The sequence below is a fragment of the Taibaiella chishuiensis genome (assembly GCF_003014535.1).
GTDB lineage: Bacteria > Bacteroidota > Bacteroidia > Chitinophagales > Chitinophagaceae > Taibaiella > Taibaiella chishuiensis.
Genome location: NZ_PYGD01000003.1, coordinates 221,094 through 243,013, shown reverse-complemented (window position 1 = coordinate 243,013; position 21,920 = coordinate 221,094). Strand labels below are relative to the sequence as shown.

Here is a 21,920-nt window from a genome sequence, read left to right as displayed (position 1 = left end):
CCGTATTACCGGGACCCGATCAGCGATAAACACGGATAAAAAAAACTAAGGATTACACCAGCGCTGTTTCAAAATTAGCCAATTCGGCAAAGCGCTGAATACGGGTAGTGATATCATTATGTGAAATCTCTTTCAGCCTTTCGAGTCCGAATTTCTCTACACAGAAAGAAGCCAGGGCAGAACCAACGATGATCGCTGTTTTCATATTATCGAAAGAGATGTCGCCGGTACGGGCTATATGCCCGATAAAGCCGCCGGCAAAGGTATCGCCTGCGCCGGTAGGGTCGAATACGACTTCGAGCGGCAGGGCAGGTGCAGAGAAGATACGATCCTGGTGGAACAGCAATGCGCCGTGTTCGCCTTTTTTGATCACGAGGTATTGCGGGCCCATGGCCATAATGGTTTTGGCCGCTTTTGCCAGGGCAAATTCACCGGAGAGCTGGCGGGCTTCGCTGTCGTTAATGATCAGCACATCTACCATTTTGATGGTCGCTTTAAGATCGTCGAGCGCGATATCCATCCAGAAGTTCATGGTATCCATAGCGATCAGCTTCGGGCGGTGCTTCAGCTGCGCAATCACGCTTTGCTGTACTGCAGGCGCCAGGTTGCCCAGCATCAGGTATTCGCAATCCTGGTAGCTTTCCGGTACTTTAGGTTCGAAATGACCCAGTACGTTGAGTTCGGTAACGAGCGTATCGCGGGTGTTCATATCCATATGATACCTGCCGCTCCAGAAGAAGGATTTTTCGTCTTTTACTACTTCAACAGCTTCTACTTCCACACCACGGGCATTGAGCTGATCGAATTCTTCCTGGGGGAAATCGCCGCCCACGATAGATACCAGTTTGATGGGCTGGTAAAAGTTGGAAGCCGCCCAGGCAACATAGGTTGCCGCGCCGCCGATAATACGATCTACTTTACCAAATGGTGTTTCCAGGGCGTCGAACGCCATACTGCCTACTGTAATTAAAGACATTGTTTTATTGTTAGATATTAGATGTTAGATATTAGGTATTAGATGTTAGATGTTGGGTATTGGGTATTGGGTATTGGGTATTGGGTATTGGGTGTTAGATGATAGATATTAGGTGATAGATATTAGGTGATAGATATTAGGTGATAGATATTAGATGTTAGGCATCGATTACATAGACTTTATCAGGATACGGTATCGCGCAGCAATCGCTGAATCTCGGCAAGCAGCTTATCCCTGTTAACCGGCACCACGCCCACTTCCTCGCATACCAGTCCGCCGGCAATATTGGAATAAGCAGCCATCAGACCGGCATCGCGGCTAAGCGCATACACAACGGCCGCTACCGCAATCACGGTATCGCCCGCCCCGCTTACATCTGCGATGTTACGTATATGCGAAGGTAGTACTTTCCCGCTAGTTTCGTCGTGGTAATACACCCCTTTCTCCGAAAGGGTAATGAAGGAAATACGGTGTCCGAGCTGTTCCTGCAATTGGCGGTGTACCGCTTCCATACCGGCTTCGGTAACCTGTTCGAGTGGAATATGAAGTCCCTCGCGCACCTCCTTAAGGTTGGGTTTAAAGATATCAACGCCTTTATAGGCAAAGAAGTTGCGGAGCTTGGGATCGACCGCGACCACGATACCCAGCGCCTGGCAATGGGCAATGATCTTCTGGATCACATTTTCCTTCAGCACGCCTTTGTTGTAATCTTCAAAAATAAGTATCTGGGGTTTCCGGATCTGGAGGAAACGGAGTGTAGCATCGATAAAGGCATGTTCGTCGCGGGTATTCAATTCTTCCTGCATCTCGGAGTCCAGCCGTATCATCTGCTGGTTGCGGCTCAGGATGCGGGTTTTGGCCGTCGTCATGCGTGCATCGCTCGACTGTACCAGGGTGGTATCGATCCCCTGTTCTTCGAGCAGGGCCACCAGGCTACGTCCCTCTTCGTCGTTACCGATCACGCTGGCCATACTTACCTGTGCGCCCAGGGCTTTACAGTTGAGCGCCACGTTGGCAGCACCGCCCAGGCGGTTTTCGGAGCGGCGTATAGAGACGACCGGTACGGGCGCTTCGGGCGAGATGCGCTCTACATCACCCCAGCGGTAGTTGTCGATCATTACGTCGCCGACAACAACAACATGCAGGTCGGCGATCTTTTCAAATAATTCTTCAGGCATTTTATATAACAATCTTCTTCTGTAATATTTTAGTCTTCCAAATGGAATACGACGGGTAGTATATACCGTACTTTCACCGGCTTACCGTCTTTAAGACCGGGTTGCCACCTGGGCATTTTTTTGATCACGCGCAGGGCCTCCTGCTCACAGCCACCGCCAAGACCCTGTATCACCTTTTCATCACACAGGGTACCATCTTCACATACGGTAAAGGTAACCACGACCTTACCCTGTATATTGGCCTCTATGGCCTTGTTCGGGTAATTCAGGTTACTGCCGAGGTATTGGCGGAGCGCCGGGTAACCACCGGAAAACTCCGGCATTTTTTCCAGCACATCAGTAGTTTCGTATATTTTTTTAGGCGGCTCGGGTGGCGCTGCCTTCGGTGGTATTTCCGTATCCTGCTTTGCCGGCTGCACCTGCCTGCCCTGCTGTGTTGCAGGCTTCCGGTTGGTATTTGTTTTACGCTGCTGCGCACAGACCGGCATGCTCAGCATTACAACCGTTATCCATAACAGGGTTTGTTTCATGTAAAGTTATTTTAGTTCCGGCTAGCCAGTCCCGCGCCGTATGACCTGCAATATTAAACAATAATAAAAAACCGGCGGGGAAAAGAGGTGTAATTTAAAAGCTAAAGGAGATGGGCAGGGTATAATATACCGCTACGAATGCGCCCTGTTCCCGGCCGGGATTCCACCTGGGCATTTTACGGATTACCCGCAGCAGCTCCTCTTCACAGCCATTACCGACCTTGTCGACCACAACCGGATTGCTTAGCGAACCATCGGGTTCGACCACGAAACGGACCACCAGCTTGCCTTCCGTTTTTTCCCGCCTGGCCTTTTTTGGATACTTAATATTTTTCTTGAGGAATTTGTATAAAGCAGCATTGCCCCCGGGGAATTCGGGCATCTGCTCGGCTGTAGTCAGCACTTCCCGTTGTACAGCGGATGTGGCCTGCTGAGCCGGTGCGGCATAACAGGTGCCGGTAAGCAAAAGGAACAACAATATTCGTTTCATAACCCGAAAGTTAATGAATATTTACCGTTCCTGCTCTTCGTGTTTGCCGGGCAGCTGAAAATAAATAGGCAGGCGGAAAAGCGTTTTTACAGGTTTACCATGCTGCAGGGCGGGCACCCAGCGGGGCATAGCGCCCACTACTCTTATTGCTTCCTTATCGCACTCCTCGGCCAGGCCCGACAGCACCAGGGCATTGTGAATAACACCCGTCTCATCGATTTCGAATCCCACCATCACTTCTCCTTCCAGCTTTTGCTCCATAGCTTTGCTGGGATAACGCAGGTTGAGGGAAAAATAGCTCATCATGGAGTCGGCGCCCCCGGGAAAAGAAGCATTCCGGTCGCCCGACACCATTACCGTATCGACCTGCTCCCGGGCACTTTGCCCAAATGCACAATCGCCGCTGATACCCGCTATCACAAAAAACAAAAACGCTTTACACATAATACCACGGTTGGTAATGAGCGGCAAAATTAAGCATATTTATCGGGCAAATACTAAACACCTGGAATATTAGCTTTATTACGAATTATTTTTTTATATCATTGCCCGTAAGGGACACGAAGTCAAAGGCGCCGACATCAAAAAGGCCTTTATCGGTCATCTTTAACAAGGGGATAACCGGCAGCGCCATAAAAGAGAGTGTCATGAAAGGTGCACTGAGCTTACTACCCAGCGATTTGGCAAACCCGTCGAGCGTTTCATATTGCCGGGCGGTCTCCTCGCCGCCGGCCAGGCTCATCAGGCCGGCAACCGGCAGGGGCATTACCGCTACCGTGTCGCCATCGCTGGCGCTGATACCGCCGCGGTGCTGCACGATACCGTTTACCGCCGCAGTAATGGCCGCATCGTCTACGCCTACAAAAACAATATTATGGCTGTCATGCGCCACCGACGAGGCGATCGCACCACGCTGCAAGCCAAAGTTGCGGATAAAGCCCAGCGCTACCGGCGCTTCGTGGTAACGGTTTACCACACCTATTTTCAGCACGTCCTGCGCCAGTTCGGTTTGTATAAGACCTTCGCGTACCGGCAGGCTGGCTGTCGAAGCGGTCGTAATCAATTGTCCGTCGAGGGCATCGATCACTTTTACCCGTACCTCATCGCCCCCGCCTTCATAACGGCAATGGAAGTTTTCTTCTTTTTGCGCAGCGATCGAAAAGTTATTCAGCGGATTGGCAACAACACCGGCAATAAGGCTGCTGCCGTGCTCTGCCACGCGTTGCCCATCGATATAGGTTTCCAGCACCTTAAAGGTATCGAGGCTTTCTACCAGGATAAAGTCTGCAGGATCGCCTTCCCGCAACAGGCCTACCTCCAGTTTGTAATGCAGTACCGGTAATACACAGGCGGCGTATAACGTATCGAACAGGTCGCAGCCTTCGCGCAGGGCGCGCAACACCAGTTCGTTGATATGGCCTTTTACCAGTTCGTCGGGATGTTTATCGTCGCTGCAGAACATGATCCGGCCGGGATGCGTCTTCAGCAACCCGATAAGGGCATCGAAGTTTTTGGCAGCGCTGCCTTCGCGGATCAGGATATACATGCCCGCTTCGATCTTATCCAGTGCCTCTTCCGCAGTTACACATTCGTGATCGGTACTGATACCCAGCGCGGCATAACGGGCGGCCTCCGTGCCCCGTAAACCAGGCGCATGGCCATCTACCGGCTTACCCAGCTCGTGGGCGGCTTTGATCTTAGCCAGTACATCCGGGTCGCCATGCAGGGCGCCGGGAAAGTTCATCATCTCTGCCAGGTACCGGATCTCGGGACGTTGCAGCAGGCTGCGGATCTCCGCGGGCCCAATGATCGCGCCAGCGGTTTCGAAACCGGTGGCAGGTACACAGGAGGGCGCGCCGAAATTGAATTTGAAAGGCACTGTAGCTGCATTCGCGATCATATAGTCGACACCGGCCACGCCACATACATTGGCGATCTCGTGCGGGTCGCTTACGGTAGCCACGGTACCGTGTACCACGGCGATCTGCGCAAATGCGGAAGGCACCAGCATCGAGCTTTCGATATGGATATGCGCATCGGTAAAACCGGGCAGGATATACTGTTGCGGTGCTTCGCCGATCCGGATGACCTTATGGATACGGCCTTCGTTGATTTCAATACGTGCGGGATAGATCTCCTTCTGAAAGAGATCGATAAACTGTCCTGTAACCTGGTACATGCCTCTGGATTTTATGCCGGCAAATTAGTGATCTTCTTCTATATCACGTGTTAAGTAACCGGTATAATCGGGCATGCGGGACTTATAAGCGGTATGCATATAGGGGGAAGAGACCAGGAAGTCGGCTGTGGCGCGGTCGCAGGCCAGCAGTATGTTCCAGACCACGCTCAGGCGCAGCAGCGCTTTTACATCGGTATCGTGCGGCTGGGCATTCATCGGGTCCCAGAAAAAGATCAGCATATCGATCTGTCCCTGTGCTATAAGGCTGCCGATCTGCTGATCGCCGCCCAGCGGACCGCTGAGCAATTTGGTGATCCTGCAGCCCAGGTTTTCTTCCAGCATTTTGCCGGTCGTACCCGTAGCATACAGGTCGTGCTGCAGCAGCAATTCCTTGTGACCCAAAGCCCAGTCGAGCAGGTCGGCCTTACGGTAATCGTGCGCTACCAGCGCTATACGTTTGGCAGGACCCAGCATTCTTTCAGCACTCATGTAGCTTATTTTGCGTTAGGCGGAACAGGTCCCTGATCAGGCCTGCTGGATGGCATATTTATTCTTGAAAAAATTCTGCAGCTCGATGTATTTCGATTTATTGTCTTCGCGGTGTGCGACCAGGTATTTCCAGAAGGCTTCCACAAAAATGAGGATGAGTTCGGTTTCTTTTTCCGGCTGCTCATACCCTAATTCCTTGAAAGCTTTTACCAGCATAGCATGCAGCGGCTGCATAAAACGTTCGTGTTGTTTGAGCGATACCTCCAGGTCGAGCAGGCGGTACTGCAGCTCCCAGAACTGGGGCTCTTCCCACACCAGCTTATAGGGCAGTTCGATCACGGTATTGATGAAGGCAAGCGGGTCTTTATCCTGGAAGGTGCCCCGGTTGTTTTCGACGATACGTTTATACCCCTCTTTGATAATGAAAGTAAGGAGCTTCTCCTTATTACCGAAATGTTTAAAGATCAGGGCTTCGGATACGCCGGCCTCTTTGGCGATAAGCTGGGTCGAAGTATTTTCATAGCCCCTTTTGGCAAACAGGGCCAAGGCACTCTCTGCTATGCTCTGTTTTCTGTTCATTGGTATAGTCTGTGAAATATCGTCCAAGATAAGGATTTGAAAGTATTCAAAAAAAAGAAAATTCGTGAATTTTCACCAGTCAAGGCTCAGGCATGTGTGATGCCTAACGGATGATGATGATCGACATCAGTTCCCTTTCTCTTGTCTTCAGGCTCAGCTGCGCCTTCATCAGGGTAGCCAGCTTTTGTATATCCTGCTCGGTCTGCATCTGCGTCATATTCTCCTGCATCATTTCGCGCAGCACTTTTAATTCAAAGTAAGCTACGGTACTTTCGATCTCTTCGATATAGATCATTTCGCCATACAGCACTTCTATCTTATGCCTTTCGGTCCAGTTATGACTGGGCTCGTAAGGTTCGTGCAGGATGTCGGCCACCTTTTGTTTGATCACCTTATCGGGGTGGTTGCTGAAATAGCTGAGCTCGGGGATACGGTGTTCGGTGATCCAGTAGTTATAATACTCCTCCATCATTCTCTTGCCCAGCGGATTGGACATCAGTTCTACATCGATGGTTTCGAAGATATATTTAGCTACCGAGCTCACTTCCTTAAAAGGCTTATGGCCATACTCGAGCAACATACGGACCAATTGCCATTCTTTACGTTCATGCTCGCTCTGTACGAGACTGGAGACGCCGGTATCGGCCGGTACGCCTTCGCTCTCCATAGCGATCATGGCCATCAGCTCATCCTGCTGTTGCTGCTCTTCCTGCCGCTCGCGGTGCCGTTGCTCCTGCTGCAGGCGGTCCCTGATAAATTTATTGACGAGGTTGATCAGGCCTTCCTCATCGATACGCAATTGGTTGGCGCTTTCGCGGATATAGTATTGCTGCAGGCTGAAGTCCTCCGTTTTATTGATCTTCGAGATGGTTTCGGCGATCTCGTTGACCAATTGCGATTTCTTTACCGGGTCGTTACCCACATCCTTAAGCCCTACTTCAAGCCGGAAGCCGATTACATCGCGTTTGTGCTCGTTAACGTATTCGGTAAAGGCCGCCGCTCCCGACTTCTGGATAAAGCTATCGGGATCCTCGCCATCCGGCAGCAACACGAGCTTTACGTTGAAACTCTCGGCCAGTGCCATATCCAGGCCGCGCATCGCAGCCTTGATACCCGCGGCATCGCCATCATAAAGGATCGTAAGATTACGTGTAAGGTTGCCGATCAGCTTCAGCTGTCCTTCGGTAAGCGAGGTGCCGCTCGAGGCCACTACATTGGTAATGCCGCCCTGGTGCAGGGAGATCACGTCGGTATAACCTTCTACGAGGTAACATTCATTTTGTTTGGCAATGCTCTGCCGCGACTGGTAAAGCCCGTAGAGCACTTTATTCTTTACATACAATTCGTTCTCCGGCGAATTGACGTATTTGGGCGCGTTTTCAACCTTTTTGAGGATACGGGCGCCAAAGCCCAATACCCTGCCGGTAGCGCTGAAAATGGGGAAGATGACCCGGCCGCGGTAGTTGTCATAAGGCTTACCATCGCGCACCTTGATGAGGCCGGCCTTTTCCATCAGTTCCAGGCTGTACCCTTTAGCTTTGGCCTCAATGACAAAGGCATCCCAGCGGTCGAGGCTATACCCCAGGCGGAACTGTTCGATAATATTATCGCGGAAACCCCGCTCCCGGAAATAACTTCCGCCGATCAGGCGTCCGTCTTCATGCTTCGTAAGGATATCCTGGAAGTACTGAACGGCAAATTCGTTGATAATACGCAGGCTCTCCTCGATCTGCTGCTGTTGCTTGTACTCTTCGGGCGCTTCGGTTTCGTTGAGCTCGATCTGGTAATAATTGGCCAGCCAGCGAATAGCCTCCACGAACGAAAACTTTTCGTACTCTTCCACGAAGGAGACTACGTCGCCGCCTTTGCCGCAACCAAAGCACTTAAAGATACCTTTGGCGGGGTTTACATTAAAGGAGGGCGATTTTTCATTATGGAAAGGACAATTTGCGATGTAATTGGTGCCGCGTTTACGGAGTTTTACGAACTGGCCTATTACATCTACAATATCACTTCGGTTGATTACCTGTTGTATGGATTCGGGAGCGATCATCTGAAATGCGAAGTTAATTAACTGCCTGCTTAAATAATAATTTTTATGCCCCTGGGATGGCGGGTAAAATTTCGATATTTTTGGTAGCTAGAAACTGAATATACTAATATCCAAACCCTTGATGTTACGAGCAGCCTTAAGACTTACGCTATTCTTTATATATATTTTCCTGGTTACCCCTGGCGGTTTGCAGGCGCAGGTGGGCCCGCCTGTAGCCCATCCGCGTAATGCGCAGAAAAGATATGAAATAGATGCGAAGCGTACCGGCACAGATCCTGAAAGCGACGATGCCCTGCCCCGCTCGCGGGAGTTTATCCGCACCGACAGCAGCTATTATGTGGGTTGGTTGTACGAGGGCATGTACAAGGTAAACCACGCTGCCGACTACCTGGGTTACAAAAATGCCATTATCCCGTTACGCAGGGCCCTGGCCCAGATCGAACGCGACTATGCCCGGATGCTGCGCACCCGCACTTCCGACCTGATGACCTATTTCCCGGCTTACCGCTTCCAGCTCGATTATTCGCTGGTGGCGTATAACCTGATGGAATGTTACAATAACGTGGAACAGCCGCAGGACGCCTACAACGTGATCAGAAGGTCGCAGCGCTGGAACTTCCAGCGCGAGTTCTACATGCAGAGTTATAACTACCTGGCCTGGACCGTACACCGCAACCGTTTTTATACCAAGGCCAAATACCCCTTCCTTAAAAACAGCATTCCCGAAAACGAACAGCTGGCCAATGCCTTCCTCGATTCCGCATTCAAAAAGATACGGACCGACAAAAGGCTGAACAGCGCGCTGTTCCAGCCCGGTTATGAAGAAAGCGAGATGCAGAGCGTATACCACTACAAAGCCATGTTGTACAGTTACGCCTTAAACATCGACTCGGCAGCCCGGTATTATGACCGGATGAGGAATTATTCCATTTTTTCTCATAACAACTATGCTACTTTCCTTTCGATCTGCGGCGACTTCCGCCAGGCGGCTTTCCACTACAACATTGCCCGCACACAGGACCAGGGCGATAAGCGGCTGCAGGAGTGGGCCTATTATTCGTCGCTGCTGGATATTTATAAAGGCAAACCGGAGACCGGCATCCAGAATATGAAGGATATGATCAAGGCCTCAGGCTCTACCCCGGGCTTTGGCTGGTACAATATAGCCCTGGCCCGTTGCTGTATGTATAACGGCGATGTGGCGGAAAGCGAACGGTATATCAAAAAGGCCGAACAGTTTAAGGAAGTGCATATCGGCACTACGCTGGGGCAAAGCCATTACGATTTCAGCATCAATATGATCAAACTGATGAACAACATCAGCCGGATCCAGCAGGTAAAATTTGAAAACCGCAACTGGTTGTACAGCCCAGTGGCACTGAGCGGCCTGGCCCAGCAGAGCAGCGCCAAATACCTGCTGCAATACCTGATCGTCAACCAGTTTGCCATGAACCCCGAGCGCGACCTGGTGATCTACCGGCTGTTCTCGACCGAGAGCACCGTAAGCTGGGACGAGATCTGGTACCTGATGCGGGACTTCAGCACCCAGTTCTTTTACCAGAAGTTTGCCCAGGAACTGAAAGACGACCAGCGACCGCTGATCAAAAAATACTTCAGGCTGTATATGGCCCGGCTGCAAATGAAGAAAAACAATTACACCGATGCGGAAAAACTGTTGCGCGAGATATTAAGTGATGTACGCATCGATGCGGAATACGAAAAGCTATTGATTGCCCGCAGTTACGAAGCCATGGCGGAATGCGCCCAGGCGCGTAAAAACAAAGCGGCCTATAACGAAAGCCTGTATGGCTTCTATGTTACCTATCCGCAGTTGCTGCCTTTCTCCGAACTCAGGCCCAATATGCGCCTGTCCGTGATCGGTACACCCGATGCTGTGATCGTAGACCGGTTAAAATCCTGCAATATCAATTGGGTATCCGACCGCAGCATACCCGCCCCCGAAGTCACGCTCAAATTTTCCCGTAACGGCAGCAAGAAAACCATTACCTATTTCGTAACCGACAAAAGCGGGAAGGAGATCGTAAGCAGGGAAGACTATACCTATACCGAGAAACCCGAACAAGCCGCCGTAACGCTTGCCTACCGCCTCTTCAATACCTATAAAAAAGCGCCGCCTGCCGATCCTAAGCAATAAAACAAGAATATAATTACGCTGCCTGATGACATACCAGGCATAACAATGCCCCTGTAAACGGCCTGAAAACCGCAGGACAGGGGCATTTCGCTGAATAGGCTAATTAGTTGTTGCTTACCGTAATGGTCATGGTCTTGCCATCGGCCATATAAGAACGGAATTCGCGTGCAATGGCTTCGGGCTGCTCTTTACCATCGATCTCCAGTTTGTTTTTAGCGATATGTACTTTGAAATTGCCGGCTTTATTGACTAAGCCCATTTCGGCGAGTTTATCGACCAGCGCATCAGATTCTCTTTTGGATTTATTATCCACCCTGGCCTGCTGCGCTTCCGTGCGGCGTACGCGGTCTTCGTAACGTCTTACCGCCTCTTCCTGTTTGCGGATTGCGGCCTCTTGTTTTCTTATAGCTTCCTCTTGCTTTACACGAGCCATACGTTGTCCATATTCCCGTGCTGCATCCTGTTTCCGCAGGGCCTCGTCCTGTTTCAGCCTTGCCATACGTTGCGCCTGGTCCATAGCCGCCCGTTGTCTACGGATGGCTTCGTCTTGTTTCTGTTGTGCCTTACGTTGCGCATCATCGACAGCAGCCTGCTGTTTACGGATCTCATCTCTCTGGCGGGCTATGGCAACGTCCTGGCGGGCTATAGCTTCATTTTGAAGGCGCATAGCCTCCTCCGTTCTTTCGTGTGTTGCGGCCAGGTCGGCTTCCGTGCGCGCACGGCTTTGCAGGTTGGAAGAATGTTTGCCTTCTTCTTTTTTAAGCTCGCTATCCAGCTCTTTCATGGCCTTATCTACTTCTTTGGAGGCCTCTTTCATAGCTTTGTTCACTTCCGACCAGTCTATAGAGGATTGGGCTTCTTTTACCGACTGGCGTACTTCGTTCCAATCTATGGCATCGATAGAGGCTTTGGCCTGTTCGAGCGATTGGCCGATCGCATCCCAGTCGATTTCTTTACTGGCTTTTTCCGCATCGCTCCTGATCTTGTTCCAATCGATCTCCTTCATGGACTTATTAGCAACGGTCATAGCCTGTTTAGCGATGTCCATAGCTTCTTTGGCGGTCATGGTATTTGCCGGGCCATCGTCGTCGCCTGCAGTTTCTTTTTGTTGTTTGTTTTTATTTTGTTGCGCCTGCTGATCGTTGTCCGCTCCGGTTTCGGCAGCTTGTTCGCTAGCCGTTTGTGCCGCTGCAGGTGTGGTTACGGGTGTTTCTTTTTTATCCTGGCTGAAAGCCGTTACAAAGCAGACCATGGCGGCTACCAGTACCAGCACGGTAACGGCCCCCAGGTTCCTCTGCTTTTTTTGCTTTGAAGATGTCATGGTTGTAATACGTTTAATACGGTTAAATAATGGTGATTTACTGTTGCCGTCGGCTGCCATGGCCGGCGACAGGGAACCCGAACGGTACTCCTCAAGCGCCAGCAATACATAAGCGTAAGGCAACGATTGCCGGGTATGCTTCACGACGAAGTCGTCGCAGCAATGCTCACGCTCCAGGCGGATATTGGTAGCGATCCAGCGGGTAAAGGGATTGAAAAACAGGAGCGTTTCGATAGCCGACTGTATCATGTTGAACAGGTAGTCGTGCCTTCTTACATGCCCGATCTCGTGGAGCAGGATGGCTTCAAGCTGTTGTACATCCAGCTTGCTGACCAATGCTACCGGTAATAATACCAGCGGTTTCAGGTGACCGAACACCACCGGTACGTTTACCTTGCGCGACAACTTTACAACAACCTTATGGCTCCAGCCTATGCGCCCGCGAAGCGCCAGGAACGCCTGGTTCAGCTGCTCGCCGGGGTCAATTACTTCCCTGCGCAACGACTGTACCCTGAAGAGTTGCCAGATCATCCGGCAGCAAAGTATACTGATACCAAAGGCGTAACCCAGCGCCATCAGCGGCAGGTAACGACGGAAGGTATCGAGGTAATGTCCCAGGGAAAACTGCCAGCTGCCGTTAGGGGATACGATATCCGCGTTACCGGCCAGGACGGGGGCCGCGGTAATATGTTCCTGTATGCTGAACCCGGCTGCCAGCTTCGCAGCCTGCCATTCGGCAAAAAAGGTGTACATAAAACCGCCGAAGAGCGCGATCAATGCCGTATAACTGATCAGGTAACGGGCATTGGCCCTTTTGCCCGGAACCAAAGGCAGTATTATTTTCAGGACCAGGAAGAGTATAAAACCCTGCCCTAAAGAGTGCAACATGGCCAGGCCAAGCGCCTGGAGTAAGGATTGGTGTTGTAGTAAGAATTCGTTCATCGCCGGGTAAAGGTTAATAGGTTTGATTTTTTGCGACACCGGTTGCAAAGGGCATCACAAGCGCTTTACAATGTTGTTTTATAACGATTTCAGGTACTTTCTTATTTCATCCAGCTCTTCAGCCGAAGTGCTGCTGTTACCCAGGGCCTGCATCACCAGTTGGGCTGCGGAACCGCTGAATACATTATCGATCATACGTTGTACGATCTGGCCCTGCACTGCTTCTTTACCTATGGCAGCCCTATAAATATGGGTCTTGCCGGAAGCTTCGCGCAGCAGCAGGTCTTTTTCAAACATAATCTGCATCAGCTTTAAGGTAGTGGTATACCCCGACGGCTTCTGCTTTTCAAGCACCTCGTGCACTTCACGTACCGTGGCCGCTCCCTTTTCCCAGATCACATTCAGGATCTCCAGTTCACTCTCTGTCGGTTTGATATTTTTCATGGATGTAAATCTACCTACGAATTAGTTCGTAGCAAATGTACGATACTTTTCGTAGTTGCCAAATATTTTTTCATTTTTTTTAAACAACCAGGTCGCGGTTCATTAAAAAAACCGCAGATCGCTCCGCGGTTTACTTCCGGTACCATCGCCATTCTATTTACGTAAACGGGGGCTGGCCTTTGACAGGATACCGGGTTGCATAGCGGGAGTATAGCGCCTACAAGGCTATCGCCGGCCACCCGGCCGCTTGCGCCAGTTCAATACACATACCAGTTTCCTGTGTTTCGTAGCTGCCCTCTTCCTGTTTTTTGCCTGCTATTCAACACTAAAATCCAATATTTCCCCATCTGCAGGTATAAACACATGGGCATCCATGCCATGCGCTGTAACATAGGCCCGGAGCGACTCCCGGCTCAGCACACAATGGTTGAGCGCCTCCATATGGATCGCTACGATACGGGCCCGGGGCAATAGCCGGTGTACACGCAGTACATCTTCCTGCCCCATAATGATCGGTCCGAAAGCATCGAGCCTGGCCTCGCCGGCATTGAGTACTACGATATCAGGCTGCAATTGCTGCAGGTTTTCCGCTACGGCATCGATCCATATGGTATCGCCCACGAAATAAACCGACGGTGCGCCCGGCAGACTGAAGTACAGGCCGGCAGCAGCACCCAGTACGGCCGCCATCTGCGGATCGGCATAAGCCTCGTCGGAACCATGCTGCCCCGGCATTTTCCGTAAACGTACCGCGCCGATGGCCGTATCGCCGAATACCTGCACCGCGGTAAAACCCGCAGCCCGTATGTTGTCTGCATCATTATCATTTTGTGCATATACGGGTTTGTCTTTGGGCAATAGTTCCATCGCAGCTTTATCCCAATGGTCGGGATGCAGGTGGGTCACTACGATGGCATCGGGGTCGGTAAGCGCCGTTACCGGTACCGGCAAGGAGGTTAAAGGATTACGCAAATGCGCATGGGGGGTGCCGGGCAGCGCCGGGTAAGCGCCGGGAGTAGCCAGCATCGGGTCGATAAGGAAGCGGAACCCGCCATAGTTGAACAATACCGTGGCATTTCTTATCAGCTGCAGAGTTGTTGTTTTCATTGTATTACCTTGTTTTAGTATTTGCAGACCAGCGGACAGCAAGAGCATGATTGCTTTCCTTAGGCAAAGTTAGCCGGCCATGCAGGAGCGGCCCCTACCAAAACAGGTCTATAAACTATCATTTTGAAAAGCGGACAGGAAGGCGCCGGTGGTTTGCCCGGTCTGCGTTTTAAAGAAACGCATCAGGTGGTTGGGTTCTGGAAAGTGCAGTCCGGCGGCTATTTCGGCCAGGGTCTTACCGGAATAGATGAGATCGTTTTTTATCTCTACGACGAGCCTTTGTTTCAACAGTTCGCCGGCGGTAAGCCCAAACTGCCGTTTGACCGCATTATTCAGCGCTACACTACTTATACCCAGCGCATCGGTATAAAAGACCAGGCGTTGCTCTTCCCGGATATGCAGTTCGAGCAAACGGCGGAAACGGTAGGCAGGGCTTTGCACCTCTTTGCCTAGCGCCAGCTGGTTATGGCCGGCATAAGCCCGGTTAAGGGTCTGCAACAGGTAATACAACAGCGAGCGGATAATATGGGCGCTGTCGGTTTGAGGTTGTACGAGCTCCCGCTTGATCTCCTGTAACATGCCGCAGTACCGGGCCATATCGGGTGCAGGCACCGGCAGGATAAGCGGCCGGTCGAGCTGGCAAAAATAGAGCAGCCTTGCTATAAAAAATTTATCGGCAAAAAACTCGTTCAGGAAATCCTCCTGGAAGATAAGCGTGGTATAGGCCAGGTCCCGGTTATCGGTTAACCATTGCCGTTTCTGGAAGGCCGATACAAAAACGATCGTGTCGTCCGTAAGCTCGATACGGCGGTCGTTGAGGAGTAAAGTACCGGATGCCTTTTTAAAAAAGAGGATCTCGAAAAAGTCGGTATTGTATACACCGCGTTCCTGGTAGTTACGCTGTACCAGCTCCTCCCGGTCCAGCACATTGAGCAGGAGTTCGACGCCACATTCACTTTTATAAAACCGGATTGTTTTCAGTGCTTATCTTTTTATAAACAGGAGCAAATCCTCGCCAGGAAACGATCAGAGCCGGGCGGGCAATTTAGCGGTAAGGTACAGGTAGGCCTCGAAAAGGTGATGCATAAATACGTTAGGCGTTCCGTCGGGAAATTGTTTATAATAGGCCTCATCATTGGGCAACACGATCGTGGGCCCTACCCTTACATAATCATTACTCGGGAAATAGGCCGGGGGCACATAACCCGGCAGGTGTTTCTTGATCGCTTTAGATACAAAGCCGCCCAGGTAGCGCTGGTACCTGCGTTGCGCCCTGAACGAGGGTTTGCTCATGCGCCGGTAGGCGTAACCCGCTACCCAGTTCATCGGGAACTTTTGTTTGCGGATCATTTTACGTGCGCCCACAAAGGGGTTGGTCGTATTGAAATCGTCGAGCGTTTGTACGGAGAAGGGCGTTTCGGGCACCCAGTCGGCAGCATTGACTACGTTATAGGCCCATCCGCCGCGGGTGGCGTTTTCGTAGTCATAGGCAAAGAACAGGTTGCCGGGTTTGGGCGCCGCGCTGCAATAGGTTTTGAAACGGATATCGGCAGGCAGGCGTCCCTGCTGCTGCAGGTTATGAAAGTGAGCCGTAACCAGGTAAGCGATCGCGCCGCCCTGGCTGTGTCCCATAATGATCATTTCGCGTATACCCGCGCGGTAGCAGGAGTCGATCCGGGGCAGCATATCTTTCGAAAGGTAAGCGGTGCACAACAGCCAGCCGATGTGTACGGCAGCTTTCGGATTATCGGCCAGGTGGTAACGGAAGGTATCGGTGTTGTTGATCTTTATCTCGCCTACAGCCGCGGTCATGGCGGCATAGAAGTTGGCGGCCCAGCTGATCTGCTTGGCCGTGGTACCCCTTATACTCAGGATGGCCACCTTATCATCGCGCATCCACAGGTCCCACTGGTTATCGATACCCACTACCGGCGACCGGTACACCATGGCGCTGTGTTGCGGTGGTGGTATCTTTTTAACGAAGGTCGAGTCGCCATGCCGGGCATTGATCTTCAGCAGCTCGGCATATTCATCGCGATCGAAGCCCGGTTGCAGGGCCTGTGCGCCGGCCCTGCCGGCAATCCATAAAAGAAGTGAAAACAGTAGCAGGATATTTCGTGTCATAGCAGGAGAAGCAGCGCTATCGGTTAAAGAATAGTACACCCGGTATAAAAATAAAACATCCCGGCTAAGCACCGGGATATTTTTCTTTATTCTTCTTTGGGACTTCCGGAGTCTTCCCATTCCATATCGGTGCGGTTACCGGTATGTTTTACGATATCGTATACGGCTTTAGCCTGTCCGTATATACTATTGTTCAGTTTGTTGCCCAGTACAATAATGGTAAAGTTATCCTGTACAAAACGGTAGAACACGGTGTTGTTGCCATGCCACCAGCCATTATGATAAATAATTTTATAACCATCCGGGAAGTTCATCATACGCCATCCCAGGCCATAGTTCTTTACACCGGCGCGTTCGTTGGAATAGCCGGTATAAGCCATACGCAGCGTCTTGTCGTTAAGCAGGGCATGGTTGTAGAACGACTGGTCCCAGCGGTACATATCTTCGACGGTGCTGTAGATACCTTTATCGCCATAGATGCCGTCCTCGTTGGTTTCGGGGAATATAGCCCAGTTGCCGCGATAGCTTTGCGTTATTTTCGAAGCATACAAATGGCGCTCAGCCGGGTCGTATACAAAGGTATGTTTCATACCCAGGGGTTCGAAAATAAACTCCTTCATGAATTGCTTATACGGCATGGCTGCTACCTCTTCGATAATACGTGCCAGCATAGCATAATTGGTATTGCTGTATTCGAAGCGGGTATCGGGTTTGGAATTAAGCCGGGGCTTATGTTTGGCGAAGATCTGCAGGAGGTCTTCGTTGTACATAGGCTCGCTCGACTTCCAGTAGGTCCAGCCGGTCTTGGTATAATCGGGCAAACCACTGCGCTGGCTCAGCAGCATCTTGATGGTAATATCCGGGTAAGGAAAATCTTTCAGGTACTTCTGTACCGGCATATCGATGTCCAGGTATTTATTCTGGTTCAGCCAGAGTATTGCTGTTGCCGTAAATGGTTTGGAGGTAGAAGCCAGCTGGCTCGGGTTCTGCGCGCATAACTGCGTACCGGTGCTCTTGTCGCAATAACCCCAGTAACGTTCATACATGATCTTGCCTTTATAGCCGACCAGGACGCTGCCGTTAAAACCGGCATTGGATTGCCTGCGGTAAAAAGAGTCCAGCCTGCGGATCAGCGCCTGGCCTTCTTCCGAACTGGTATCGCCGAAGCCCAGGGTTACGGTCGAGAACTTACCGTCGGGTGGCGCCATCGGTGGTTTAGCCTGCGCCTGTTGCTCAGACACGGTCTGGCAGGCGAAGAAAAAGAAGGCAAAAGAAAAAGCGAAAAGAGGTATTTTAACGGAAAATGGCTTCATTCGGACTAAAAGGAAAACATAAAACAAACAAATAACAAAGTTAAGCCTATAAACGGGGGGATTACCGGTTTAACTCATTTTTGACATATCGCACCACATCGTCTATAAAATCAAAATAATGCTGGTTGAGTTCGTAGTAGTGCGCAACCAATATTTCGTAGGCCTTATCGCTGCTTTCGAGATAACGGGCCCGGTGTACGAGTCCCCGGAACGAGCGTTCCATGCCTTTTAAGGTACGGTAATTATACAGCCAGTTATCCTGTACCATATACGGCAGCATCTTCCGGAAACCTTCGGGCAGTAGCGCTTCCTGCTTATGCAGGCTTTCATAAGCCTCTTGTGTAAAATCAAACAGCGATTGCTCGGTTGGAAAATAATGCGGATCGTTGGCCAGGAAGTGATCGTAGAGACTGTCCACGAATGCGCCGGCATAGAGCCGGTAGTCGGGGCGGAACAGGTTTTTGGCCTTCAGGCTGGCCGGATGCGCATCGGCAAAGGCATCGATCCGGCGATGCAGCAGGATGCCTTTACGCACACCTTCCGGGAAGCTGTCCAGGATCAGCGTGCCTTTAACGAAATCGCCGATCATATTGCCGGCCAGTATTTCGGGGTCGTTGAAAGAAAGTAATGCGTGGCCTAAGTAATTCAAAGGATATATACGGTTTGATGGTAAATAAGATAGCGGAGCAGCCAGCAGGCCGCCCCATACCTAATTATTTTGGGTAAGATAGTTATAGTCCTTCAGCAGGGTCTGCAAAAAGGTTAAGGCGTCGCCATTCATTTTAATGTCCAATACCTCTTCGATCCGGTAGGCGACACGCAACATATAGTTTTCGGAATCGCGGGTCACTTTGCCATTCAGCAGGTTGCGGATGCCATTGATATCGCGGTCCGAGAGCTTCAGTACCTGCGGATACAGGGGCTGGTAACCGGTATCTTCCACTTCCATATAAATGGTTTCGGCCAGGTTCATCTTATACCGTGTATCGACGATCACCGTTCCGGCTGCAAGGTCGCCAAGGCGCTGCGAATTGGCCGATACGGCTATCGCGATCACATCAGGTAACGCAGCAATACCCAGTACAGCCAGCAGGCCAAACAGGTAGGCCGGGGCATAGACATAGGTAACCAGGACCAGGAAATAGTTGGGCAGGAACAGGATCCAGCGCAATACCAGTTGCGAAAAGGATGCCGAGGCGCCTTCCTTATTCATGACCCGGATACCCATCAGCCATTTACCGGGGCTCCTACCATTCATAAAAACCTCGAACAGCAGGTGGTACAGCATGACCGGTATCGTGATCGTAAACAGACGCAGCACGGTTTCTACCTGGAAGCGGTCGTCGATCTCGCGCAGGTTATCGCCCACATTGCCATACACGAAAAACAACATGATATAACAATAAACAGTAAGAAAACCCAGGTCGATGAGCCAGGCCAGCATGCGTTTATGAAACGCTGCCAGCGAGAACTCAAGATCGATATTAAAAGGGGTGGAAACCGTGAATAACGCCACTATTTCAGTTTTTTATTTTTTACTGCACTTTACCTGTGCATCCATTACGGCCATGGCCACCATGCTGCAGATCTGCCGCACGCTGCTGCCCAGCTGCAGGATGTGCACCGGCTTCTTAAGGCCCATCAGTACGGGCCCGATCACTTCAAAGCCACCCACTTCCATCAGCAGGTTATAGGCGATATTGCCTGCAGCCAGGTTCGGGAAGATGAGGGTATTGACCTCGCCATCGATCAGCGGCGAGAAGGGATAACTTTCTTTAAGGATATCGCGGTTAAAGGCCATAGATGCCTGCAACTCGCCATCGACGATCAGTCCGGGGTCTTTATCCTTTACGATCTGCAGGGCATCCCTGACCATCATGGCTTCGGGTGTACGGCTGCTGCCGAAGTTGGAATAAGACAACATGGCGATACGCGGCTCGATATTGAACTGGCGTACTTCTTTTGCCGTAAGCAGGGTAATATCGGCAAGCTCTTCAGCAGTCGGGTTAAGATTAACGGTTGTATCGGCCAGGAACAGCGGACCTTGCGGGCGCAGGATGATATACATACCGGCCACTTTTTTTACACCTTCTTCAAGACCGATCACTTCAAGCGCCGGGCGGATGGTGTCGGGATAACTGCGGGTGAGCCCGCTGATCAGGGCATCCGCTTCGCCGTTTTCCACCATCATACAACCGAAATAGTTTCTTTCGCGCATGATCTTTTTCGCTTCATAAATATTGAAGCCGCGGCGGTAGCGTTTTTCGAAGAACTGCTCACCGTAACGGATACGGGTTTCGAGCATGGCTTCGCTGCGCGGATCGATGATGGTAACATCTTTAAGGTCGATGCTGTTATCATCCAGGATCTGACGGATCTTGGATTCATTGCCCAGCAGGATAGGAATGGCGATACCTTCGTCTTTCACGATCTGCGCGGCTTTCAGCACCTTGGCATTATCGGCCTCGGCAAATACGACCCTGCGCGGATCTTTGCGGGCTGTATTATTGAGCACACGAACGGTATAGTTGTCCAGGCCCAGCCTTGCAGACAGCTCCTGGTGGTATTTTTCCCAGTCGGTAATGGGCTGACGGGCCACACCGCTTTCCATCGCCGCTTTAGCCACGGCAGGCGCTACCGCGGTAAGCAACCTGGGGTCGAGCGGCTTGGGTATGATATACTGTGCGCCAAAGGTCATGTTCTTTTCGCCATAGGCCATGTTCACCATATCGGGTACAGGCTGGCGCGTAAGTTCGGCAAGCGCCCTTACAGCGGCCAGTTTCATGGCTTCGTTGATCTGGGTGGCCCGTACGTCGAGCGCGCCCCTGAAGATAAAGGGAAAGCCCAGCACGTTATTCACCTGGTTGGGATAATCGGAACGGCCGGTAGCCATAATCACATCAGGACGGGCCGCCAGCGCTTCGTCATAACCGATCTCCGGGTTGGGATTGGCCATGGCAAATACGATGGGCCGGTCGGCCATGCTGCGCACCATGTCCTGGCTCAGTACATCGGCCTTGCTCAGACCGATGAATACATCGGAACCACGCATGGCATCTTCCAGGGTTTCGAGCGGCGTATCTACCACAAACTCCTGCTTCATCTCGTCGAGTCCGGTACGGGTTGCATTGATTACCCCTTTGCTGTCGAGCATCAGGATGTTCTCTTTGCGGGCGCCGAGTGATATGTACAGCTTGGCGCAGGCAATCGCTGCAGCACCGGCGCCGTTGACCACGAACTTAACTTCTTCTATTTTTTTGTCGACCAGTTCCAGGGCGTTCAGCAATGCGGCTGCAGAGATGATCGCGGTACCATGCTGGTCGTCGTGCATTACGGGGATCTTCAACTCCTGTTTCAGCCTGCGTTCTATTTCAAAACACTCCGGCGCTTTGATATCTTCCAGGTTGATGCCACCAAAGGTGGGCTCCAGGGCCTTTACCACGTCGATAAAGCGCTCCACATCGTTTGCATTCAATTCGATATCGAATACATCGATGTCGGCAAATATTTTGAACAATACGCCCTTCCCTTCCATTACCGGCTTACCGGCCTCAGGACCGATATCGCCCAGGCCCAACACCGCCGTTCCGTTGCTGATAACGGCCACCAGGTTACCTTTGGCGGTATATTTATAAACATCTTCGGGATTGTCGCGGATAGCGAGGCAAGGCTCGGCTACACCCGGTGAATAAGCCAGCGACAGGTCGCGCTGTGTTTTGGTATTTTTAGTGGGGACTACTTTTATCTTTCCGGGCCGTCCCTGGCTATGGTAGTCCAGGGCATCCTGCGGGTCTATTTTCCGATTGTTCATGAAAGCAAATTTAATCATTTAGCACACATAATCATGATCATCGTACAGCCCGCTATGCTTTTTTTTGCAAGCCGGTCTGCAACCCTTGCCTGGTCTCATTCCAGGCAGGCCAGTATTACCAAAGCGGTATCAGCTGCAATATATAATAAAATAAAAACCAGCTTAAAACGCCTGTTAAACACACGTATTACATGCCAAAAACCGGTCAACATTAACGATCCATTAAAAG

At 51.2% G+C, this 21,920-nt stretch carries 19 protein-coding genes; 1 reads left to right on the top strand and 18 read right to left on the bottom strand.

Features of this window, described 5'->3' with window-relative positions:
- Positions 1-52 precede the first annotated feature (52 nt).
- From B0I18_RS11370 to dnaG, 9 genes are all read right to left on the bottom strand, one after another.
- Positions 53-976, bottom strand: a complete 924-nt coding sequence (locus B0I18_RS11370) for a PfkB family carbohydrate kinase (RefSeq protein WP_106522829.1) — start codon at positions 974-976, stop codon at positions 53-55.
- Between the two features lie 182 nt (positions 977-1,158).
- On the bottom strand, positions 1,159-2,154 hold the full coding sequence (locus tag B0I18_RS11365) for a bifunctional heptose 7-phosphate kinase/heptose 1-phosphate adenyltransferase (protein WP_106522828.1): 996 nt from the start codon (positions 2,152-2,154) through the stop codon (positions 1,159-1,161).
- Between the two features lie 29 nt (positions 2,155-2,183).
- On the bottom strand, positions 2,184-2,684 hold the full coding sequence (locus B0I18_RS11360; protein ID WP_106522827.1) for an energy transducer TonB: 501 nt from the start codon (positions 2,682-2,684) through the stop codon (positions 2,184-2,186).
- 94 nt (positions 2,685-2,778) lie between these two features.
- On the bottom strand, positions 2,779-3,174 hold the full coding sequence (locus B0I18_RS11355) for an energy transducer TonB (RefSeq protein WP_106522826.1): 396 nt from the start codon (positions 3,172-3,174) through the stop codon (positions 2,779-2,781).
- A gap of 21 nt (positions 3,175-3,195) precedes the next feature.
- Positions 3,196-3,618, bottom strand: a complete 423-nt coding sequence (locus B0I18_RS11350; RefSeq protein ID WP_146146723.1) for an energy transducer TonB — start codon at positions 3,616-3,618, stop codon at positions 3,196-3,198.
- An 85-nt stretch (positions 3,619-3,703) separates the two neighbouring features.
- Positions 3,704-5,353, bottom strand: coding sequence for an adenine deaminase (gene ade / locus B0I18_RS11345; protein ID WP_106522824.1), 1,650 nt, complete (start codon positions 5,351-5,353; stop codon positions 3,704-3,706).
- 24 nt (positions 5,354-5,377) lie between these two features.
- Complete coding sequence (locus B0I18_RS11340) at positions 5,378-5,842, bottom strand: methylglyoxal synthase (RefSeq protein ID WP_106522823.1); 465 nt, start codon at positions 5,840-5,842, stop codon at positions 5,378-5,380.
- Between the two features lie 36 nt (positions 5,843-5,878).
- On the bottom strand, positions 5,879-6,421 hold the full coding sequence (locus B0I18_RS11335; protein WP_106522822.1) for a TetR/AcrR family transcriptional regulator: 543 nt from the start codon (positions 6,419-6,421) through the stop codon (positions 5,879-5,881).
- A 103-nt stretch (positions 6,422-6,524) separates the two neighbouring features.
- The gene (gene dnaG, locus B0I18_RS11330; RefSeq protein WP_106522821.1) at positions 6,525-8,474 is read right to left on the bottom strand and encodes a DNA primase; all 1,950 of its coding nucleotides are present in this window, start codon (positions 8,472-8,474) and stop codon (positions 6,525-6,527) included.
- A gap of 118 nt (positions 8,475-8,592) precedes the next feature.
- Here dnaG and B0I18_RS11325 point away from each other — a divergent pair, with 118 nt between their 5' ends.
- Entirely contained in the window at positions 8,593-10,629 is a 2,037-nt protein-coding gene (locus tag B0I18_RS11325; RefSeq protein ID WP_146146722.1) for a hypothetical protein, read from the top strand.
- A gap of 103 nt (positions 10,630-10,732) precedes the next feature.
- Here B0I18_RS11325 and B0I18_RS11320 read toward each other — a convergent pair whose 3' ends face one another.
- The 9 genes from B0I18_RS11320 to B0I18_RS11280 form a co-directional block, all read right to left on the bottom strand.
- Complete coding sequence (locus tag B0I18_RS11320) at positions 10,733-12,892, bottom strand: M56 family metallopeptidase (protein ID WP_146146721.1); 2,160 nt, start codon at positions 12,890-12,892, stop codon at positions 10,733-10,735.
- 78 nt (positions 12,893-12,970) lie between these two features.
- On the bottom strand, positions 12,971-13,336 hold the full coding sequence (locus B0I18_RS11315; RefSeq protein WP_106522818.1) for a BlaI/MecI/CopY family transcriptional regulator: 366 nt from the start codon (positions 13,334-13,336) through the stop codon (positions 12,971-12,973).
- Positions 13,337-13,651: 315 nt separating this feature from the next.
- Entirely contained in the window at positions 13,652-14,443 is a 792-nt protein-coding gene (locus B0I18_RS11310; RefSeq protein WP_106522817.1) for an MBL fold metallo-hydrolase, read from the bottom strand.
- Between the two features lie 108 nt (positions 14,444-14,551).
- On the bottom strand, positions 14,552-15,370 hold the full coding sequence (locus B0I18_RS11305; protein ID WP_219905966.1) for a helix-turn-helix domain-containing protein: 819 nt from the start codon (positions 15,368-15,370) through the stop codon (positions 14,552-14,554).
- A 99-nt stretch (positions 15,371-15,469) separates the two neighbouring features.
- Complete coding sequence (locus B0I18_RS11300) at positions 15,470-16,567, bottom strand: lipase family protein (RefSeq protein WP_106522815.1); 1,098 nt, start codon at positions 16,565-16,567, stop codon at positions 15,470-15,472.
- Positions 16,568-16,653: 86 nt separating this feature from the next.
- Entirely contained in the window at positions 16,654-17,880 is a 1,227-nt protein-coding gene (locus B0I18_RS11295; RefSeq protein ID WP_106522814.1) for a serine hydrolase domain-containing protein, read from the bottom strand.
- Positions 17,881-17,941: 61 nt separating this feature from the next.
- Complete coding sequence (locus tag B0I18_RS11290) at positions 17,942-18,529, bottom strand: acyl carrier protein phosphodiesterase (RefSeq protein WP_106522813.1); 588 nt, start codon at positions 18,527-18,529, stop codon at positions 17,942-17,944.
- A gap of 60 nt (positions 18,530-18,589) precedes the next feature.
- Positions 18,590-19,396, bottom strand: a complete 807-nt coding sequence (locus tag B0I18_RS11285; protein WP_106522812.1) for an RDD family protein — start codon at positions 19,394-19,396, stop codon at positions 18,590-18,592.
- Positions 19,397-19,408: 12 nt separating this feature from the next.
- A complete protein-coding gene (locus B0I18_RS11280) occupies positions 19,409-21,691 on the bottom strand; it encodes an NADP-dependent malic enzyme (protein ID WP_106522811.1) in 2,283 nt (760 codons plus the stop codon).
- Positions 21,692-21,920: the final 229 nt, after the last annotated feature.

What these genes read in the sequence shown, in the direction of transcription:
- B0I18_RS11370 (WP_106522829.1), bottom strand. Translation starts at nt 976, where the DNA reads ATGTCTTTAATTACAGTAGGCAGTATGGCGTTCGACGCCCTGGAAACA.
- B0I18_RS11365 (WP_106522828.1), bottom strand. Translation starts at nt 2,154, where the DNA reads ATGCCTGAAGAATTATTTGAAAAGATCGCCGACCTGCATGTTGTTGTT.
- B0I18_RS11360 (WP_106522827.1), bottom strand. Translation starts at nt 2,684, where the DNA reads ATGAAACAAACCCTGTTATGGATAACGGTTGTAATGCTGAGCATGCCG.
- B0I18_RS11355 (WP_106522826.1), bottom strand. Translation starts at nt 3,174, where the DNA reads ATGAAACGAATATTGTTGTTCCTTTTGCTTACCGGCACCTGTTATGCC.
- B0I18_RS11350 (WP_146146723.1), bottom strand. Translation starts at nt 3,618, where the DNA reads ATGTGTAAAGCGTTTTTGTTTTTTGTGATAGCGGGTATCAGCGGCGAT.
- ade (WP_106522824.1), bottom strand. Translation starts at nt 5,353, where the DNA reads ATGTACCAGGTTACAGGACAGTTTATCGATCTCTTTCAGAAGGAGATC.
- B0I18_RS11340 (WP_106522823.1), bottom strand. Translation starts at nt 5,842, where the DNA reads ATGAGTGCTGAAAGAATGCTGGGTCCTGCCAAACGTATAGCGCTGGTA.
- B0I18_RS11335 (WP_106522822.1), bottom strand. Translation starts at nt 6,421, where the DNA reads ATGAACAGAAAACAGAGCATAGCAGAGAGTGCCTTGGCCCTGTTTGCC.
- dnaG (WP_106522821.1), bottom strand. Translation starts at nt 8,474, where the DNA reads ATGATCGCTCCCGAATCCATACAACAGGTAATCAACCGAAGTGATATT.
- B0I18_RS11320 (WP_146146721.1), bottom strand. Translation starts at nt 12,892, where the DNA reads ATGAACGAATTCTTACTACAACACCAATCCTTACTCCAGGCGCTTGGC.
- B0I18_RS11315 (WP_106522818.1), bottom strand. Translation starts at nt 13,336, where the DNA reads ATGAAAAATATCAAACCGACAGAGAGTGAACTGGAGATCCTGAATGTG.
- B0I18_RS11310 (WP_106522817.1), bottom strand. Translation starts at nt 14,443, where the DNA reads ATGAAAACAACAACTCTGCAGCTGATAAGAAATGCCACGGTATTGTTC.
- B0I18_RS11300 (WP_106522815.1), bottom strand. Translation starts at nt 16,567, where the DNA reads ATGACACGAAATATCCTGCTACTGTTTTCACTTCTTTTATGGATTGCC.
- B0I18_RS11295 (WP_106522814.1), bottom strand. Translation starts at nt 17,880, where the DNA reads ATGAAGCCATTTTCCGTTAAAATACCTCTTTTCGCTTTTTCTTTTGCC.
- B0I18_RS11280 (WP_106522811.1), bottom strand. Translation starts at nt 21,691, where the DNA reads ATGAACAATCGGAAAATAGACCCGCAGGATGCCCTGGACTACCATAGC.